The 18,520-nt window shown below is 72.2% G+C and carries 19 protein-coding genes; 10 read left to right on the plus strand and 9 right to left on the minus strand.

What is annotated here, in order from left to right; all coding sequences use genetic code 11:
* Window positions 1–41: 41 nt before the first annotated feature.
* Window positions 42–560 carry a hypothetical protein gene (locus QQZ14_RS15110; protein ID WP_284535171.1) on the plus strand — a complete coding sequence of 173 codons (519 nt, stop codon included), beginning with the start codon at window positions 42–44 and terminating at the stop codon, window positions 558–560.
* Here the strand turns inward: QQZ14_RS15110 and QQZ14_RS15115 are convergent.
* Window positions 547–1,938, minus strand: a complete 1,392-nt coding sequence (locus QQZ14_RS15115; RefSeq protein WP_284535172.1) for a sensor histidine kinase — start codon at window positions 1,936–1,938, stop codon at window positions 547–549. The two genes, QQZ14_RS15110 and QQZ14_RS15115, sit on opposite strands and share 14 nt — an antisense overlap.
* A complete protein-coding gene (locus tag QQZ14_RS15120) occupies window positions 1,938–2,627 on the minus strand; it encodes a response regulator transcription factor (RefSeq protein WP_284535174.1) in 690 nt (229 codons plus the stop codon). Before QQZ14_RS15120 ends, QQZ14_RS15115 begins: the two co-directional genes overlap by 1 nt.
* 125 nt (window positions 2,628–2,752) lie before the next feature.
* On the opposite strand from QQZ14_RS15120, the gene QQZ14_RS15125 reads away from it, so the two are divergent.
* The gene (locus QQZ14_RS15125; RefSeq protein WP_284535176.1) at window positions 2,753–3,064 is read left to right on the plus strand and encodes a PepSY domain-containing protein; all 312 of its coding nucleotides are present in this window, start codon (window positions 2,753–2,755) and stop codon (window positions 3,062–3,064) included.
* A 21-nt stretch (window positions 3,065–3,085) separates the two neighbouring features.
* Here QQZ14_RS15125 and QQZ14_RS15130 read toward each other — a convergent pair whose 3' ends face one another.
* The 3 genes from QQZ14_RS15130 to QQZ14_RS15140 form a co-directional block, all read right to left on the minus strand.
* Window positions 3,086–3,916: an EamA family transporter gene (locus tag QQZ14_RS15130; protein WP_284535177.1), complete on the minus strand. Its 831-nt coding sequence runs from the start codon at window positions 3,914–3,916 to the stop codon at window positions 3,086–3,088.
* The gene (locus tag QQZ14_RS15135; protein WP_284535178.1) at window positions 3,916–4,392 is read right to left on the minus strand and encodes a DUF456 domain-containing protein; all 477 of its coding nucleotides are present in this window, start codon (window positions 4,390–4,392) and stop codon (window positions 3,916–3,918) included. Before QQZ14_RS15135 ends, QQZ14_RS15130 begins: the two co-directional genes overlap by 1 nt.
* Window positions 4,393–4,474: 82 nt before the next feature.
* Window positions 4,475–4,708, minus strand: a complete 234-nt coding sequence (locus QQZ14_RS15140; RefSeq protein ID WP_284535179.1) for a DUF7455 domain-containing protein — start codon at window positions 4,706–4,708, stop codon at window positions 4,475–4,477.
* Between the two features lie 560 nt (window positions 4,709–5,268).
* Here QQZ14_RS15140 and QQZ14_RS15145 point away from each other — a divergent pair.
* The 8 genes from QQZ14_RS15145 (at window position 5,269) to QQZ14_RS15180 (ending at window position 12,981) form a co-directional block, all read left to right on the plus strand.
* Window positions 5,269–7,257 (plus strand): DNA gyrase/topoisomerase IV subunit B, encoded by a 1,989-nt coding sequence (locus tag QQZ14_RS15145; protein ID WP_284535180.1) that lies wholly within the window; start codon window positions 5,269–5,271, stop codon window positions 7,255–7,257.
* Window positions 7,258–7,259: 2 nt separating this feature from the next.
* Window positions 7,260–7,736, plus strand: coding sequence for a fluoride efflux transporter CrcB (gene crcB / locus QQZ14_RS15150; protein ID WP_284535181.1), 477 nt, complete (start codon window positions 7,260–7,262; stop codon window positions 7,734–7,736).
* Window positions 7,726–8,103, plus strand: a complete 378-nt coding sequence (locus QQZ14_RS15155) for a DUF190 domain-containing protein (protein WP_284535182.1) — start codon at window positions 7,726–7,728, stop codon at window positions 8,101–8,103. The genes crcB (QQZ14_RS15150) and QQZ14_RS15155 overlap by 11 nt, the downstream gene beginning before the upstream one ends.
* Window positions 8,100–8,471: a fluoride efflux transporter CrcB gene (gene crcB, locus QQZ14_RS15160; RefSeq protein ID WP_284535183.1), complete on the plus strand. Its 372-nt coding sequence runs from the start codon at window positions 8,100–8,102 to the stop codon at window positions 8,469–8,471. The genes QQZ14_RS15155 and crcB (QQZ14_RS15160) overlap by 4 nt, the downstream gene beginning before the upstream one ends.
* 95 nt (window positions 8,472–8,566) lie before the next feature.
* On the plus strand, window positions 8,567–10,681 hold the full coding sequence (pta, locus tag QQZ14_RS15165; RefSeq protein ID WP_284535184.1) for a phosphate acetyltransferase: 2,115 nt from the start codon (window positions 8,567–8,569) through the stop codon (window positions 10,679–10,681).
* The gene (locus QQZ14_RS15170; RefSeq protein WP_284535185.1) at window positions 10,678–11,886 is read left to right on the plus strand and encodes an acetate/propionate family kinase; all 1,209 of its coding nucleotides are present in this window, start codon (window positions 10,678–10,680) and stop codon (window positions 11,884–11,886) included. The genes pta and QQZ14_RS15170 overlap by 4 nt, the downstream gene beginning before the upstream one ends.
* A gap of 37 nt (window positions 11,887–11,923) precedes the next feature.
* Window positions 11,924–12,112: a DUF6019 family protein gene (locus QQZ14_RS15175; protein WP_284535186.1), complete on the plus strand. Its 189-nt coding sequence runs from the start codon at window positions 11,924–11,926 to the stop codon at window positions 12,110–12,112.
* 2 nt (window positions 12,113–12,114) lie between these two features.
* On the plus strand, window positions 12,115–12,981 hold the full coding sequence (locus QQZ14_RS15180) for an AAA family ATPase (RefSeq protein ID WP_284535187.1): 867 nt from the start codon (window positions 12,115–12,117) through the stop codon (window positions 12,979–12,981).
* Here QQZ14_RS15180 and QQZ14_RS15185 read toward each other — a convergent pair.
* Genes QQZ14_RS15185 through QQZ14_RS15200 form a run of 4 tightly spaced genes read right to left on the minus strand, consistent with a single transcriptional unit; the run spans window position 12,965 to window position 18,464 of the window.
* On the minus strand, window positions 12,965–13,462 hold the full coding sequence (locus QQZ14_RS15185) for a beta-class carbonic anhydrase (RefSeq protein WP_284535188.1): 498 nt from the start codon (window positions 13,460–13,462) through the stop codon (window positions 12,965–12,967). The genes QQZ14_RS15180 and QQZ14_RS15185 overlap by 17 nt on opposite strands.
* A gap of 23 nt (window positions 13,463–13,485) precedes the next feature.
* On the minus strand, window positions 13,486–15,249 hold the full coding sequence (locus QQZ14_RS15190; RefSeq protein ID WP_284535189.1) for an MFS transporter: 1,764 nt from the start codon (window positions 15,247–15,249) through the stop codon (window positions 13,486–13,488).
* A gap of 25 nt (window positions 15,250–15,274) precedes the next feature.
* A complete protein-coding gene (locus tag QQZ14_RS15195) occupies window positions 15,275–15,973 on the minus strand; it encodes an LppX_LprAFG lipoprotein (RefSeq protein WP_284535190.1) in 699 nt (232 codons plus the stop codon).
* 4 nt (window positions 15,974–15,977) lie between these two features.
* Window positions 15,978–18,464, minus strand: coding sequence for a DNA gyrase/topoisomerase IV subunit A (locus QQZ14_RS15200; RefSeq protein WP_284535191.1), 2,487 nt, complete (start codon window positions 18,462–18,464; stop codon window positions 15,978–15,980).
* Window positions 18,465–18,520: the final 56 nt, after the last annotated feature.

Raw genomic sequence — 18,520 nt, forward strand, 5'->3', positions numbered from 1 at the left:
TGCACCTGTTCTCTCGGACCATCTCTCGGACCCTTGCCCCGGTGGCGCTCGCCACCCTCCTGCTGGGCGCCGCGCTCGCGCCGGCCTCCGCCGAGCAGGCGACGTACCCGGACCCCGCCGACGCCACGGCGTCGCTCAACGACATCCGGCGCGTGGCTGTCGACCACGACGCAGACCGGCTGTCCGTGCGGGTCAAGGTCGTCGACCTGCGCCGGAAGTCCGACGCCGGGCCGGCCGGCCTGACGATCCGGATCGACACCCGGTCGGGGCGGCCCGGGCCGGAGTTCCGGCTGACGACCGGGCTGTACGCGGGCACCGACTACCAGCTGATGCGGGTGCGCGACGGCAAGGCCGTCGGGCAGCCGCTGACCTGCACCCACGCGGTTCGGCTGGGCTTCGCCAGGGACGTGGTGCGGTTCAGCGCCGACCACGAGTGCCTGGGGGCACCCGCCCGGGCCCGCGTCTCGGTCAAGATGGCCGACCTGTACGACGGGTCGCATCCGATCACGGACTGGCTGGGTGAGCCCGGCTCCTGGACCTCGTGGCTCACGACCGCCTGACCGGGAGTCGGCCGGCGGTCGCCGCTACAACGGACTGGTCGAGTGCGGGCAGCTCCAGCCGGAAGTGCCCGCCCGGCGTCCCGGCGACGAGCGTGAGCCGGCCACCGGCGCGCTCGGCGAGGACTCTCGCGATCGCGAGCCCGAGCCCGCTTCCACCCTCCCGGGACCGGGCCGCGTCGGCGCGGTAGAAGCGGTCGAAGATCAGGTCGCGGTGCTCGTCGGGCACCCCCGGCCCGTCGTCGACGACGTCGAGCCGGACCCGACCACCCTGGGTGTCGAGCCGCAGCTCGACCCGGCTGGTCGCGTGCTCGGTGGCGTTGTCGAGCAGGTTGCGCACGATCCGGCGCACGTCACCGGGGTCGGCCCGCACCGGTGCGGCGGAGACCCGCGAGGTGTCGACCGGCACCGGTCCGGTCCGGGCCCGGGTGGCCTCCTCCAACACCAGCTCGTCGAGGTCGAACGGCGCCGGGGGAGGTGACTCGGCCTCGTCGGCGGCGGCCAGGTCGAGCAGGTCGCGCACCAGGCGCTCCATCTCGCCGGTCGCGCCCAGCACCTCGGTCCGGAGCCGCTCGGGGTCGACCCCGGCCGGGTCGCGGAGCGCGAGCTCGAGGGACACCCGCTGGCCGGCCAGCGGGCTCTGCAGGTCGTGGGAGACGTCGGCGACGAACCTCCGCTGCCGCTCCGAGGCCGACTCGAGCCGCGCCAGCATCGCGTTCATCGTCGCTGCCAGCCGTCCGACCTCGTCGGGGACCCCGTCGCCCTCGACCCGCGTGCTCAGGCGCTGGTCGGTGATCTGGTCGACCTCGGCCCGGATCCGGTCGAGCCGCCCCAGGACCCGGCCGAGCACCAGCCACGTGATCAGTCCGAGCAGCGCCGAGACGAGCGGCACGCCGACCTCCAGCGCGTGGCGCAGCGCCGACGACGCCTCCGACACGGACTCGAGGCTGTTGCCGAGGTGGACGGTCACGGTGCCGTCCGGCGACGGCCCGGAGGCGGACCACAGCCGGTAGGTCTCGGTCTCGGAGTCGTCGGGTGCCCGGACCGTGCGGACGACGTACGACGTCCCAGGGTCGGTGTCGTCGATCGCGGCCCGCCCGGCGACGTTCTCGGACGCAGCGAGCACGCGACCGCGATCGTCGACGACCTGGGCGACACCCTCCTCGTCGACGTTGCGCAGCTCGGCTGGCAGCGCGTCACGCGCGGCGAGGTCGAGCAGGTCGTGGATACGCGCCCGAGCGAGCTGGTCGGAGGCGGTGGTGAGGTGGGACTCGAGGGTGGTGACGAGCAGCACGGAGGCGCCCGCGAGGGTGAGCGCGAAGACCGCGGTCGCCGCGATCGTGGCCCGGGTCCGCAACGTGAGCCGGGAACGGCGCGGCATCACGGCGCGGACCCGTCGCGGTCGTCGACGAGCCGGTAGCCGACCAGCCGCACGGTCTGCAGGCTGTGCCGGCCGAACGGCTCGTCGATCTGCTTGCGCAGCTGCCGCACGTAGACCTCGACGATGTTCGGATGCCCGTCGTACGCGAAGTCCCAGACGTTCTCGAGGATCGTCGCCTTCGACACGACCTCGTCGGAGCGCCGCATGAGGAACTCCAGCATCGCGAACTGCCGTGGGGTCAGGTCCACGTCGACGCCCCCGCGGCGCACCCGGTGGGCGGACGGGTCGAGCTGCAGGTCACCCACCTCGACGAGCACCGGGCGCTCGCGTCCGCCGCGACGCACGAGGGCGCGCAGCCGCGCGGTCAGCACCATGAACGAGAACGGCTTGGCGAGGAAGTCGTCGGCGCCGGCGTCCAGCGCGGTCGCCTCCTGCTGGGGTCCCGAGCGGGCCGTGAGCATCAGGATCGGGGTCCAGTCGCCGGCGGCGCGGCGCCGCGTGCACAGCACGTCGCCGGTGATCCCGGGCAGCATCACGTCGACCACCAGCGCGTCGTACCGGTTCTCCTGGGCGAGCCACTCGCCGTCGGTGCCGTCGGTGGCCACGTCGACGGCGTACCCCTCACCCTCGAGACCGCGCCTGAGCGCCGCGGCGAGCCGCGTGTCGTCCTCGACCACCAGGATCCGCATCCCCCCACCCTCGCACCGATCCGCTGAAGGCCACCTGAACGCCCGCTGACTTCAGGCTGGCTTCAGCAGTCGGACAGCAGGGTGGTGGAGACGACGAAGCAACGTCCGAGCAGGAGGAGAGAACCATGCGCAAGCGGGTCATCATCGGTGCATCAGCGCTCGGAGCGGGCGTGGCCGTCGCCGTCGGCGGGGTCGCGATCGGCACCAGCGGGGACGACGGTCCCGCCAGCCACCAGTACACGCAGGAGCAGGCGGATGCCGCGACGAAGGCCGCCCTCGAGGCCACCGGTGGGGGCACCGCCAACAGCGTGGAGTCCGATCACGAGAACGGCGCGACCTACGAGGTCGAGGTCACCAGGCCCGACGGCACGACCGTCGACGTACGCCTCGACGACCGCTACCGGGTCGTGGTGATCGAGGGCGACAGCGAGGAGTGATCCGACCGGGTCGTCGCCGGCTCAACCGGCGGCGACCAGCGCGACCGCGCAGGCGCACAGCGCCAGGCCGACCGCCTGGGCGCGGTGGATGTGCTCGCGGAGCACGGTCGCGGCCAGGAGCACCGTGAACGCGGGGTAGAGCGAGGTGACCACCGAGGTCACGGTCAGGTAGCCGCCCTGCGTGGCGACCATGAAGGCCCCGGTCGCCAGCGCGCCGAGGGCGCCACTGGCGATGCCGCCGAGGGCGTAGCGGTTGCGCGGCACCCAGTCGCGACGCAGGGCCATCGCGACCGCGACGATCGCGACACCGGCGACGACCTGGTTGAGCGCCAGCGGCAGGAAGCCGGCCTCCTCGGGGATCTGGGCCAACGCGGCGAACAGGGTGCCGAACCCCAGCCCGGCGAGCACGCCGTCGAGCAGGCCCGAGCCGCCGGGGGCGGCCCCGTCGGTCGGTTCGCGGGACACCAGCCAGATGGCCGGCACCGCCAGCAGGATGCCGAGCCAGACGAGCTGGGCGGGCCGCTCGCCGGTCGTGACGCCGACGACCACCGGCACGAGGACCGAGCCGACCGCCGAGACCGGCGCGACCACGCCCATCCGGCCCGAGGAGAGGCCGCGGTAGAGGAACGCCGTACCGAACCCGTTGCCGAGGCCCGCGACCAGGGCCCAGGCCAGGTCGCCGCGGGTGGGGGAGCCGTCGGTGACCAGGGTGAGCAGCAGCACGAGGGACGCGCCGGCGATCTGCGCGACGAGGGAGACCGCCCAAGCACCGCCGCGGCGGGAGAAGATGCCCCCGTTGAAGTCGCTCAGCCCGTAGGCCACCGCCGCCAGCAGCGACAGCAGGATCGGCATCAGGTGGCCACCACGCCGACGACCCACACGAGGGTCGCGGCGACGGCCGCGGCCAGCTCGATGAGGATGCTCAGGCCCACGGCCTTGAGCGAGTGCACGGTCGAGGGCCACGCCTGCGCGGACCCGACACGGCGTAGCTCGGCCAGGTAGACCCCGAGCACGAAGCCGAGGAACAGCCCGACGACCGGTACGACGAAGAAGCCGACCACGCCGAGCAGCACGCCGAACCACTGCGTGGACGCGGGGATGCCGGCGACCTGGAGACGCCGGCCGGGGAGGAGGTACTTCACGGCCGTGCCGGCGGCGAGGATCACGACCGCGACCGCGAGGACCAGCCACGCGGTGGTGGTGCCGACCGACCAGGCCCACACCAGGATCGCGCCGCCGACCAGGACGGTCCCGGGCAGGATCGGGACCAGGATGCCGACCAGGCCGACGGCGATCGCCAGGGCGACGAGGACCTCGGTCGGGCTCATGGACGCAAACCCTGTCACAGACGCACCGCGGCCCCGGACAGGTGTCCGGGGCCGCGGTGGAAGTCTGCGGTGGCCGGTGGCCTCAGCGCTCGGCCTCGGGGGCGGGAGCAGAGGTGCCGGAGAGCTTGTGGGTCTCGTCGACGACGTTGGCGGCGATCTCCTTGAGCTTGTCACCATGCTCGCGGGCGTGGTGGGCGCAGAAGAGCAGCTCACCACCGGACTGGAGCTCCACGCGAAGGTAGGCCTGGGCTCCGCAACGGTCGCAACGATCCGCTGCGCTCAGCGCGGCGGCGCTTGGGGCAACTGCAGTGGTCACATCGGCCTCATTTCTTCTTCTGCCTCGGTGTCAGTCACAACGTAGCGACGGGGTCCAAGATTCCCGGCACCTCGTACTGTCCGACACTTCATCCAATCACGGTGTCTCTTCCCCTTTCGGCCGATTTCCATGCCTTGAGAGGCATCGGGCGGATCTCGGTGTGGAGGGAGCGACCCGACGATCGTCGGGACTTCACTGATCAGTCTGACGTGACTGCGGGGCCCGAGGTTGCGGAACGGGCGGGCCGAGAGCCGATCGTGTCCGCATCGTGACGAACCCCACGGTGCTGCCAGGTGTGCTGCAGGTGGTGCTGGCGGTGCTGGTGCGGCTGCGCGGGTCGTGCTCGGGGAAGTGCTGACCACGGTAGCCGCGCGGTCGGCAGGCGAGCCTTCACCGACCTCCGGCGTGTCGCAGGTAGATTCGAGGCTCAGACCCGAACGGATTGCCGGCCCGCACTGCGCGGGTCCGGCACGACCAGGAGCCCCACGATCGACAACACGTACAACGCAGCGCACCTCCTCGTCCTCGAGGGCCTGGAGGCGGTCCGCAAGCGTCCCGGGATGTACATCGGGTCCACCGACACCCGCGGCCTCATGCACTGCCTGTGGGAGATCATCGACAACGGCGTCGACGAGGCGCTCGGCGGCCACGCGACCCACGTCGAGGTCACCCTCCACCCCGACGGCTCCGCCGAGGTCTACGACGACGGCCGCGGCATCCCGACCGACAAGGAGCCCAAGACCGGGCTGCCCGGTGTCGAGGTGGTGGCGACCAAGCTGCACGCCGGCGGCAAGTTCGGCGGCGGCTCGTACGTCGCGACCGGTGGCCTGCACGGGGTGGGGCTCTCGGTCGTCAACGCGCTGGCGACCCGGATGGACATCGACGTCGACCGCTCGCCGTCTCGGCAGGGCATCTCGTTCCGGCGCGGCGTCCCGGGCGTGTTCACCGGCGACGGGCCCGATGCGGACTTCGAGCCGCGGTCGGGACTGACCCGCAAGGGCGGCCGGGTCGCCAAGGGCCGGACCGGCACCCGCATCGTGTTCTGGCCGGACCGGCAGATCTTCACCAAGGACGCCCGCTTCGTCTACGAGGACCTGATCGGACGGGCTCGGCAGACCTCCTTCATCGTCCCGGGCCTCGAGCTGGTGATCCGCGACCTGCGCGGCCCCGACCCGGTCGAGGAGAAGTTCCGCCACGACGGCGGCATCGCGGAGTTCGCCGACTTCCTGGCGCCCGACGAGCCGGTCACCGACATCCTCCGGCTGCAGGGCACCGAGACGTTCACCGAGACCGTGCCGCTGCTGGACGCGAAGGGGCAGATGACCCCGCAGGAGGTCGAGCGCGAGCTGCACGTCGACGTGGCGCTGCGCTGGGGCACCGGCTACGACACCGTGGTCCGGTCGTTCGTCAACGTGATCGCGACCCCCAAGGGCGGCACCCACGTCAGCGGCTTCGAGCAGGCGGTGACCCGCACGTTCAACGACGTGATGAAGTCCGCGAAGGTCCTCCGGGTCAACGACGACGACGTGATCAAGGACGACGTCCTCGAGGGCATGACCGCGGTCGTGACCGCCCGCCTCGCCGAGCCCCAGTTCGAGGGTCAGACCAAGGAGATCCTCGGCACGCCCGCGGCCCGCACCGTCGTCCGCCGCGTGGTCTCCGCGGAGCTGAAGAAGTTCCTCACCTCGACCAAGCGCGCCGAGAAGGCGCAGGCCAAGCTGGTGATGGAGAAGGTCGCCGGGGCCGCCAAGACCCGGCTCGCCGCTCGCCAGCACAAGGAGACCCAGCGCCGCAAGAACGCCCTGGAGTCCTCGGCGCTGCCCTCCAAGCTCGCCGACTGCCGCGCGGTCGACAACGAGCGCACCGAGCTGTTCATCGTCGAGGGCGACTCGGCCCTCGGCACGGCCAAGCTGGCCCGCAACTCCGAGTTCCAGGCGCTGCTGCCGATCCGGGGCAAGATCCTCAACGTCCAGAAGGCCTCCGTCGGCGACATGCTCAAGAACGCCGAGTGCGCCTCGATCATCCAGGTGGTCGGCGCCGGCTCGGGCCGCACGTTCGACCTCGAGGCACGCCGCTACGGCCGGATCATCTTCATGGCCGACGCCGACTCCGACGGCGCCCACATCCGCTGCCTGCTGGCCACGCTCTTCTACAAGTACATGCCCGAGCTGATCCAGGAGGGCCGCGTCTACACGGCCGTCCCGCCCCTGCACCGCGTCGAGATCTCCAACCCCAAGAAGGGGATGGAGAAGTACGTCTACACCTACTCCGACGACGAGCTGCAGCGCAGGCTCGCCGAGCTGAAGAAGAAGGGCGTGCGCTGGAAGGAGCCGGTGCAGCGCTACAAGGGCCTCGGTGAGATGGACGCCCACCAGCTCGCGGAGACCACGATGGACCCGCGGCACCGCACGCTGCGCCGGATCACCATCGACAACGCGGAGGAGGCGGCGCACGTGTTCGAGCTGCTGATGGGCTCCGACGTCGCCCCCCGCAAGGAGTTCATCGTGCAGGGCGCCTACGAGGTCGACGTCGAGTCGCTCGACGCCTGACCGTGGGTCTCCCCGGGCAGCGGCGCGAGTGGAGCCGGCACCGGTTCGTGCTGCCGGTGATCGCGCTCGGCGGCGTGGTGGGCGCCGGCGCCCGCTACGGCGCCGCGCGGGTGTGGCCCACGCCGCACGAGGGCGTGCCGTGGACGACGCTGGGCGTGAACGCGCTCGGGTGCCTGCTGATCGGGGTGCTCATGGTGTTCGTGGTCGAGGTCGGCGGCGCGCACCCGCTGCTGCGGCCGTTCGCCGGCGTCGGCGTGCTGGGCGGGTTCACGACGTTCTCGACGTACGCCGTCGACACGGTCAGGCTGGTCGACGACGGCCGCCCGGTCGCCGCGGCCGGCTACTGGGCGGGCACGCTCGTGCTGGCGCTGGCCGCCGTGGCGGTCGGCGTGGTCGCGGCGCGTGGCGGGGTGCGGGCGGCCACCGGGCTGCGGCGTCGACAGCGAACCAGGAGAGGGGAGACCAGCGATGACCACTGACCCGACGGAGGGCCGGCCCGCCCAGGGGCTGGACGGAGCGGCGAGCCGGCTCACGATCTACATCGGCGAATCCGACACCTGGCACCACAAGCCGCTCTACACCGAGCTCGTGCACCGGGCCAACGCCGCCGGCCTGGCCGGGGCCAGCGTGTTCCGCGGCATCGAGGGGTTCGGGTCGTCGAGCAAGGTGCACACCTCCCGGCTGCTGTCGCTCTCCGAGGACCTCCCGGTCGCGGTGGTGATCATCGACGTCGCCGAGCGCATCGAGGCGTTCCTGCCCCAGGTCGACGAGGTGGTCGGGGAGGGCCTGGTGACCATCGACGAGGTGACGGTCCGGGTGCACCGCTTCCGGGACGACCGCGCGTGACCGGTTTCGTGTGGGTGTGCCTGGGGGCCGCGGTCGGGGCGCCGGGGCGCTATCTCGTCGACCGTGCCGTCCAGTCGCGGCACGACAGCCTGGTGCCGTGGGGCACGATGATCGTCAACGTCGCCGGCTCCCTGGTCCTCGGCCTGCTGGTGGGGCTCTCGACCGGGCGCGACGTGCCCGACGCGGTGATGCTGACGCTGGGCACCGGGCTGTGCGGCGCGCTGACGACGTACAGCACGTTCGGCTACGAGACCTTCCGGCTGTTCGAGGACGGCGCCCGCCTCTACGCGTTGCTCAACGTCGCTCTGAGCCTGACGGTCGGTCTCGGCGCGGCCGCGGTCGGCTACGCCGTCGGCGCCGGTCTGTGAGCGGCGCCACCGCTCGTTGAATTGTGGACTTTCGGCCCCCGGATGTGGTCCGCCCGGCCCCCGTGGCGGAGTCGGGCCCGGCATAGGGTCGACCCGTGTGCACCAGCGTCTACGTCGCCTCGATCGAGGGGTCCACGGGTAAGTCGGCCATCGCCCTGGGCGTGCTCGACGCGCTCTCCCGCCGCGTCGAGCGGGTCGGCGTCTTCCGCCCGATCGTCCGCAACGACCAGGCGACGGCCCGGGGGGAGCGGGACTACGTCCTCGACCTGCTGATCGCGCACGAGGCCGTCACGCTCGACTACGACGAGTGCACGGGCGTGACGTACGACGACGTGCACGCCGACCCGGTCGCCGCGCTCGACACGATCGTGGAGCGCTACCACCGGGTCGCCGAGCAGTGCGACGCCGTCGTGGTCGTCGGCTCGGACTACACCGACGTCGCCACTCCGACCGAGCTCTCGTACAACGCCCGGATCGCGGCCAACCTCAGCTCGCCGGTGCTCCTGGTGCTCAACGGCAAGGACCGCACACCGACCGACCTGGTGACGCTGGCCGACATCACCACCGCGGCGATCACGGCCAACCACGCCACGCTGTTCGCGCTCGTCGCCAACCGGGTGACGCTGCCCGACCCCGGCGAGGTGGTCGCCGCGCTGGCGACCGACGCGGTGCCGGCGTACGCGATCCCCTACGACCCGCTGCTCTCCGCCCCGTCGGTCGCCGACCTGATGCCCGCGGTCGACGGCACCCTGGTCTCCGGGGACCCGGCGCTGCTCGACCGTGAGGTGCTCGGCCTGCTCGTCGCGGGGATGACGATGCCGAACGTGCTCGACCGGCTCTTCGACGACGCCGTCGTGGTGACGGCCGGAGACCGGCCCGAAGTGGTGCTCGGCGTCCTGATGGCCCACGTCTCCGCCAACTTCCCGCAGGTCTCCGCGATCGTGCTCAACGGCGGCATCGAGCTGCCCGTCCAGGTCGCGCGGCTCCTCGAGGGCATCGGCGCGACCCTGCCGATCGTCGCCACGGACCTGCTCACCCAGGAGACGTCGGCCGCGCTCACCTCGGTGCGGGGGCGCCTCACCGCGAGCTCGCCGCGCAAGATCGCGGCGGCGCTGGGGCTGTTCGCCCAGCACGTCGACGGCGTCGCCCTGCTCGACCGGCTCGACGTCTCGCGCACCACGGCCGTGACCCCGCTGATGTTCGAGCACCAGCTGGTCGACGACGCATCCGGCCGCCGCCGGCACATCGTGCTGCCCGAGGGCGAGGAGGAGCGGATCCTGCGGGCCGCCGACCTCCTGCTGCGCCGGGGCGTCGCGGAGCTCACCCTGCTCGGCGACCCGATCCGGATCAGCGCCCAGGCGGCCGGCATCGGCGTGGACGTCTCGGCGGCGACGCTGCTCGACCCCCGCACGTCGGACCTGACCGAGCGCTTCGCCGAGGAGTACTACCAGCGCCGCAAGCACCGCGGCCTCGAGCGGGACGACGCGCTCACGCGAGTGCGGGACGAGTCCTACTTCGGCACGCTGATGGTCGAGCTCGGTCTCGCCGACGGCATGGTCTCCGGGTCCGTCCACACCACCGCCCACACGATCCGGCCGGCGCTGGAGGTGGTCCGGACCGTGCCGGGCGTCTCGGTGGTCTCCTCGGTGTTCTTCATGTGCCTGGAGAACCAGGTGCTCGTCTACGGCGACTGCGCGGTCAACCCCGACCCGACCGCGGAGCAGCTCGCCGACATCGCGATCTCCTCGGCCGCCACCGCCGCCGCGTTCGGCATCGAGCCGCGGGTGGCCATGCTGTCCTACTCCACCGGGTCCTCGGGCGCCGGCAGCGACGTCGAGAAGGTCTCCGCGGCCACGGCCCTGGTCCGCGACCGCGCCCCGGACCTGCTGGTCGAGGGCCCGATCCAGTACGACGCGGCGATCGACCCGGCGGTGGCGCGCACGAAGCTGCCGGACTCGCAGGTCGCCGGCCGGGCGACGGTCTTCATCTTCCCGGACCTCAACACCGGCAACAACACCTACAAGGCGGTGCAGCGCTCCGCCGGAGCCGTGGCCATCGGCCCGGTCCTGCAGGGGCTGCGCAAGCCGGTCAACGACCTGTCCCGCGGGGCCACGGTCCGCGACATCGTCAACACGGTCGCGATCACGGCGATCCAGGCCCAGCAGATGACACAGCAGATGACACAGCAGATGAAGGAGACCCCCGCGTGAGCGCGCTCGTCCTGGTGATCAACGCGGGCTCGTCCTCGCTGAAGTACAGCCTCGTCGACGGCGACACGGGGGAGAGCCTCGCGGTCGGTCTGGCCGAGAGGATCGCCGACTCGTCCGGTGCCGCGGGCATCCTCAGCCACACCGGTCCGGACGGCGAGAAGCACCGCACCGAGCTGCCGCTGCCCTCGCACGAGGCGGCGCTGCGGGCCGCACTCGACGCGTTCGACGCCCACGGCCCCTCGCTCGCCGATGCGGAGCTCGCCGCCATCGGCCACCGGGTCGTGCACGGCGGTGCCCGCTTCTCCGCTCCGGTGCTCGTCGACGATGCCCTGATCGACGCGGTCCGCGACCTCGTGCCGTTGGCGCCGCTGCACAACCCCGCCAACCTCGAGGGTCTCGAGGTCGCCCAGCGGATCTTCGACACCGTCCCCCAGGTCGCGGTGTTCGACACGGCCTTCCACCAGACGCTGCCGGAGCACGCCTACACCTACGCCGTGCCTCTCGAGTGGCGCGACCGCCACCGGATCCGGCGCTACGGCTTCCACGGCACCTCGCACAAGTTCGTGTCGGGCGAGGCCGCCCGGCTGCTTGGCCGCCCCGTGGAGTCGGTGAACTCGATCGTGCTGCACCTCGGCAACGGCGCCTCGGCGACCGCCGTGGCCGGAGGCCGGACCGTCGACACCTCGATGGGGGTCACCCCGCTCGAGGGCCTGGTGATGGGCACCCGGTCCGGCGACCTCGACCCCGCGCTGCACGCGCACCTGCACCGGCAGTGGGGCTGGTCGCTGGAGCAGATCGACGACGCACTGAACCGCGACTCCGGCATCAAGGGGCTGCTCGGCCAGAGCGACATGCGCGAGCTCGAGCGGCTGCTCGAGGAGGGCGACCCGCGGGCGCGGCTCGCGATGGACGTCTACTGCTACCGGCTGCGCAAGTACGTCGGCGCCTACTACGCCGTGCTCGGCCGGGTCGATGCGATCGTCTTCACCGGTGGCGTGGGCGAGCACATGCCCGGCGTACGCGCCCAGGCGCTCGCGGGCCTCGAGCGGCTCGGCATCCGGATCGACGCGGAGGCCAACGACACGCACCGCGCCGGCGCCTTCACGGTCTCGACCCCGGACAGCGAGGTCGCGGTGTTGGTGGTCCCGACCAACGAGGAGTGGGAGATCGCCCGCGAGGCACTGGGCGTCGTCCGAGCGTCGTGACCTGTCGCTCCGTCGTGCTGGACCCTAGGGTGGCCGCATGATGGTGGGACTGCTCGGGATCCTGGTCGGGTTGGTGGGCGCGGTCGTCGCCCTGACGGTCGTCTACTACGTGATCCGCTTCGCGGTGCGGGACGGCGTCATCGACGCGAACCGCAAGAGCGACGGCGACCGGGTGCGCAGTGAGCTGCACCTCGGTCACGAGCGGAGCCCGAACAGTCGGATGTGAGGATGCACGTCCTCGTGACCGGGCCGCCGGCCTCCGGCAAGTCGACGCTCGCCGCGGCCCTCGCCGTGGAGCTCCGGCTGCCCCTCCTGGCCAAGGACACGATCAAGAGCGGTCTGGTCGAGTCCCTCGGTGCCGGCTCCCTCGAGGAGTCGCGGCGGCTCGGTGCGGCGGCGGTACGGGCGCTGCTCGCGCTTGCCCGCCTCAACCCGGGCAGCGTCCTGGACAGCGTCTGGGTCGATCGAGCGCGGGGGATCGAGGACCTCGCCGCGCTGTCGGCACCGGTCGTCGAGGTCTTCTGCTCCTGTCCGCGCGACGTGCTCGAGAAGCGGTACGCCGCCCGCGGCGACGACCTCGGCCGGCCGCCCGAGGAGCTGTGGAACGACGACTCACTGCGGCCGCTCGGCGGCCCGTGGCCGGTGCTCGAGGTCGACACCGGCGGCACCGTCGACGTGTTGACGCTCGTCCAGCGCATCGATGCTGACGCCGGGCTCGCCGCGATCGGCCAGATCGTGGACCGGCCGATCAACCCGGTCGAGCCGACCCTCGATCTCGTCATGGCGGCCCACCGCGGGCTCGTGGTCGCCCGCAACCTCGCGAGGGGCGGGACGGTGCCCGACCCGTTCGCCGTCGTGATCACGCTCAACGGCGTGCCCGAGCTGCTGATGCCGACCACGTGGATGGCCGACCCGCCGACGTGGACGATCAGCTGGGGCGACCCGGACGAGCTGGGGCCGTACCCCTGGGCACACCATCGGGCGTACGTCGTGGTCGCGGTCGATGCCGAGGCCGGCGTCGTACGCCTGGTCGGTGCGGCCCGCGACGGGACGCCCTACGACGAGACCGAGCCGCTGGTCAGACGACGGGGTTGAGCAGGCCCGTGTCGACGTCGTAGATGAAGCCGCCCACCTTGACCGAGTCGGGGATCAGCGGGTGCGAGACGACCTTGTGCACGTCGTCGGCGAGCGCGGCGCGCTGGTCGGCCACCATGCTGAAGGTCTGCCAGGAGACGTCCTGGCCGGCGGAGGCGGCGACCTTCTCACGGACCTGCTCGAGCGTCGAGGAGGCCATCGCGCAGCGGGTGTGCGGGATGACCAGGACCCGGTCGACGTTGAGGAGGTGCACGCCCAGCACCAGCGCCTCCAGGGCCTGGTCGGTCACCCGGCCGCCGGGGTTGCGGAAGATCTTGGCGTCGCCGGGCTTGAGCCCGACCATGCCGAGCGGGTCGATCCGCGAGTCCATGCAGGTCACGATCGCGACGCCCGCCCGGGCGACGCCGTCGAAGCCGGCGAGCTCGAAGTGCGCGGCGAAGTCGCGGTTGGCAGCGATCAGGTCGTCGAAGTCCGAAGGCACGCGTCGGACCTTAACGCAGGGCGTCAGCCACCGGAGCGCAGGAGCTCGCCGGTCGAGACGGCCCGCGTCGCCGCGCCGCGGAACAGCACCAGCGCGAGCAGGCCGGCGACCACCGCGCACACCGCGGCACCGGCGAACACGGTGTGTTCCTGGGCGATCCCCGCGGTCTTGAGCAGGTCGGTGAACTCCGCGCAGCGGGTGCGGCCCTCGCACACCTCGCGCGCCGAGGGCAGGTCGCTCTGCTCGGCGTAGTAGCGCCGGAGGCCGAGCGTGGTCAGCGCGGAGATGCCGACGAGCATCCCGACCATGCGCGCGACCACCACGAACGCGCTGGCCAGGCCGTGCGCGTCATCGTCGGTGCTGACGAGCACGGCGGCGTTCACCGGAGCGAGCGCCAGCCCGAACCCGAAGCCGCCCAGCACCAGCGGCAGGGTCGCGGTCGCGTGGTCGAGGCTCTCGAGCCCCCAGGTCGCCATCCAGGCGAAGCCGCCCGCGGCACACGCCATGCCGGCGGCGGTGACCAGCCCGGCGCTCAGCGTCCGGGTGAGGTAGCCGCCCACGACGGCCCCGACCGGCAGTGCGACCAGGAAGCGGACCAGCACCAGGGCCGCCATCAGCTGGGAGTCGGGGTAGACGGTGGTGCGCGCGAACAGCGGGATGTCGATGAGGGCGGCGATCAGTGCCGCTCCGACGAAGAAGCTCACCAGCATCGACCCCCACGCGGGGGTACGACGCAGGGTGCCGGGCGGGACCAGGGGAGCGGGTGCCCGCCGCAGGTGGAGCACGAACGCGGCCGACGCGAGCGCCGAGCCGAGGAGGTACCACGCGCCCTGGTCGGAGAAGACCTGCACCTCGGGGTCGGCGGTGGCGAACGCGAGGATCACGCCGGCGAGCGCGAGCGCCAGGAACAGGGCGCCCAGCAGGTCCGCCTCGCGAAGCGTGTGCAGCCAGGCCCGCAGGTCGAGTAGCGGACGGCGCGCGGTGGCGCAGCGCGCCACCAGCAGGGCGGCCGCACCGATCGTGACCAGGCCGAGCGGGGTGAGCCAGCGCCCGTCGCCGGTCACCGGGATGAACAGCTGCCCCCAGGTCAGGTCGCGCATCAGCTCGCTGGGCTCGACGAACACCAGCGCCCCGGCGACCAGGGTCACGATCGCGAGGAGGAGCCCGATCCAGTCGAACCTCGGACGGTGGCTTCGAGACGGTTGCTGCGCAACCTCCTCAACCACCGTTCTCCCGGAGAGCTGCCTGAGCGCCGCGGCGAGCACCAGGCCGACCGCGACGTTGACCAGGAAGATCGCGCGCCAGTCGGCAACCGCGAGCACGAGCGCACCGAACAGCGGGCCGAGCACGCTGCCGAGCTCCTGCACGGCCGAGACCACGCCGAGCGGCACGCCACGACGGTCGGCGGGGTAGAGGTCGGCGACCAGCGCGAGCGTGGCCGGCACCAGGCCGCCGCCGCCGATCCCCTGCAGGAACCGGCCCGAGACCATCGACGGCATGTCGTAGGCCAGCGTGGTGACCAGCGACCCGAACGCGAAGATCGCGAGCGCGGCGACCAACACCGGCACCCGGCCGCGCAGGTCCGCGATCCGGCCGATCAGCGGGAGCATCGCGACGTACCCGAGCAGGAACCCGGAGATGATCGGCGCGGCCCGCTGCAGCTCGTCGATGGGCACGCCGGTGCTCGCCATCATGTCCGGCAGCGCCAGCACCACGACGTACGTGTCGGCCGCCGCGAAGGCGACCGCCACGGCGGCCAGGGAGAGCAGGACCCGCGGTGAGCTCATTGGTGACTCATCACGGACGGCGCCGTCACGGCGCGGTGATGTCCTTCTCGGTGCCGTACTCCTCGAAGGTGATCGTGTAGGTCATCGACTCGGAGTCCTGGTAGAACACCCCGGTGAGCTCGGCGCTGCGCAGCTCGCCGTCGTCGGTGATCTCGTACGTCGCGTCGAAGTCGCCCGACGCCGAGGGGATGACGTTGGCGACGACGTCGCCCGGGACGGTGCCGGTGTACTCGGTGAGGACCTCGCTGTTGTCCTTGCCGCCGCGCACGCTGTCGCCCTTGTCGAGGTCGGTGGTGGCGGCGAGCACCGAGGTGAACCCCTCGTCGGCGCTCATCAGCCGGGCCGGGTCCGGAGCGCCGTACTCCGCGGGATCGACGTCCTGCCAGCCGGCGGTGAACGGCACCTCGGCGTAGACCTTGCCGTCGACCGCGATGATCGGCACCTCCACGGCCTGGCCCATGAGGGGCACGGTGATCGTGCCGTCGAAGGCGGGAGCGCTGGTGAGGACGCCCTCGGCCTTCTCGACACCGGTGACGCCGTCGGGGAGGTCGTCGGTGGTCAGCGTGAGCTCGACGCCGCTCGTGTCCTCGAGGGTCTGCTGGGCCGTGGCCAGCGCGTCCTCCGGGGCGGCACCGGAGTCCGAGGACCCGCTGCAGGCCGCGAGGGAGACGGCGGCGAGCGCGGCGGCGAGCAGCGCGGGGACCGCGCGGGGGTGGAGGAGCACGGCGTCAGCCTTCCACACCGGCGGTCCCCGTGACCCGGTCGGCGACGGGACCGGCGCAGGCCACGATCGGCTGGCTGCCCGGCACTCCGGAGCCGTCGCGCCGTCCGGTGGCCTCCGGCAGGTCGACGGGCGACCCGCTCGCGGCGGCGGCCCGGGCAGGGGCGGTGCCGGCCCACGCGAGGACGAGGGTGTCCTCGCCCTTGAGGAACCGGTGGCAGCGCACGCCGCCCGTGGCCCGACCCTTGGGTGGGTACTCCGAGAACGGCGTCACCTTGATCGCGCCCGGCTCGGTGCCGGGCAGTGCGGTGGACGATCCGGAGGCCGTGACCACGACCGAGCCCTCGGGCGCCTCCGGGTCGACGACTCCGAACCAGGCGACCCGCTCGCCCGCGGCCAGGCGGATGCCGGCCATGCCGCCACCCGAGCGGCCCTGGGGCCGGACCGCCTCGGCACCGAAGTGCAGCAGCTGGGCGTCGGTGGTGATGAAGCAGAGGGTCTCGCGGCCCGTGGCGAGCTCGACCGCCCCGACGACCTCGTCGCCCTCGGCAAGCCGGATCACCTCCCACTCGTCCTTGCCCAGCACCTCGGGGTTGACCCGCTTGACCGTGCCCTGGCGGGTGCCGAGCGCGAGCCCGGGACCGTCGGTCGCGAGCGTGCACAGGCCGAGCAGCCGCTCACCGGGCTCGAGGGAGAGGATCTCGCTGACGGGGAGGCCGCCGGCCAGGTGCGGGTCGTTGGCGGTGTCGGGGAGCTGGGGGAGCTCGAGCACGCCGATCTTCACCAGGCGGCCGGTGCTGGTCAGGCCGCCGACCTCGCCGCGCGCGGTCGCGCGCACCACCGAGACCACGACGTCGTGGTTGGCCCGGCCACCGCCGCGGCCCGGCTGGTCGGCGTTGGCGGTGCGGGCCAGCAGCCCGCTGGACGACAGGTAGACGAAGCACGGGTCGTCGGCGACCTCGAGCGGCACCGCGGCGGCGGTGACGGCGGTGCCCGCGGACTCGAGCAGCACCGTGCGGCGCGGGGTGCCGTAGGTCTTGGCGACCTCGGCGAGCTCGTCGGAGACGACCTTCCAGCGCAGCTTGTCGTCGTTGATGATCGCGTCGAGGTCCTCGATGGTCCGGCGCAGCTCGTCCTGCTCCTTCTCCAGCTCGATGCGGGAGAACTTCGTGAGGCGGCGCAGCGGCATGTCGAGGATGTAGTCGGCCTGGACCGGGCTGAGGTCGAAGACCGCGATCAGCCGCTCCTTGGCGGCCGCCGCGTTGTCGGAGGAGCGGATCAGCGCGATGACCTCGTCGATGTCGAGGATCGCGATCAGCAGGCCCTCGACCAGGTGCAGCCGGTCGGCGGCCTTGCCGCGGCGGAACACCGAGCGTCGGCGTACGACGTCGAAGCGGTGGTCCAGGAAGACCTGCAGCATCTCCTTGAGGCTCAGCGTGCGCGGCTGGCCGTCGACCAGCGCGACCGCGTTGATGCCGAACGCGTCCTCCATCGGCGTGTGCTTGTAGAGCTGCTCGAGCAGCGCCTCGGGGACGAAGCCGTTCTTGACCTCGATCACCAGCCGCAGGCCGTTCTCGCGGTCGGTGAGGTCCTTCATGTCCGAGATGCCCTGGATCTTCTTGCCCTGGACCAGGGTCTTGATGCGCTCGATGACCTTCTCGGTGCCGACGCCGTAGGGCAGCTCGGTCACCACGATGCCCTTGCGGCGGTTGGTGATCGCCTCGACCCGGGCGGTGGCGCGCATCCGGAACGTGCCGCGGCCGGTCTCGTAGGCGTCGCGGATGCCGTCGAGCCCGACGATCTTGCCGCCGGTGGGAAGGTCGGGCCCGGGGATGAAGCGCATCAGGTCGTCGACCGACGCCGACGGGTGGGTGATCAGGTGGCGCAGTGCCTGGACGACCTCGACCAGGTTGTGCGGGGCGCAGTTGGTGGCCATGCCGACGGCGATGCCGGTCGTGCCGTTGACGACCAGGCTCGGGATCGCGGCCGGCAGCACCACCGGCTCGAACTCGCGGCTGTCGTAGTTGGGCTTGAAGTCGACGGTGTCCTCGTCGAGCGAGGCGGTCATCGCGACCGCGGGGGGCGCCATCCGGCATTCGGTGTACCGCATGGCCGCCGGGGAGTCGTCCGGAGAGCCGAAGTTCCCATGGCCGTCGATCGTGGGGATGCGCTGGGACCAGGGCTGCGCCATGCGCACCAGTGCGTCGTAGATCGCGCTGTCGCCGTGCGGGTGCAGCTTGCCCATGACCTCGCCGACGACGCGGGCGCTCTTGACATGGCCGCGGTCGGGGCGCAGCCCCATGTCGTTCATCGTGTAGAGGATCCGGCGCTGCACCGGCTTCAGCCCGTCGCGGGCGTCGGGGAGCGCGCGGGAGTAGATGACGGAGTAGGCGTACTCCAGGAACGACGACTCCATCTCCTGCTTGATGTCGGTGTCGAGGATGTGCTCCTCGAAGTCGTCGGGGAGGTCGTTCTTCGTCTTGCGCGGTGCCATGCGGATGATTCTCCCAAGTGACACCGACGGAAACGCCGGGGCCACGCCGCCGTCAC

The organism is Nocardioides sp. T2.26MG-1 (assembly GCF_950101795.1).
In the GTDB taxonomy this organism is placed as follows: Bacteria; Actinomycetota; Actinomycetes; order Propionibacteriales; family Nocardioidaceae; genus Nocardioides.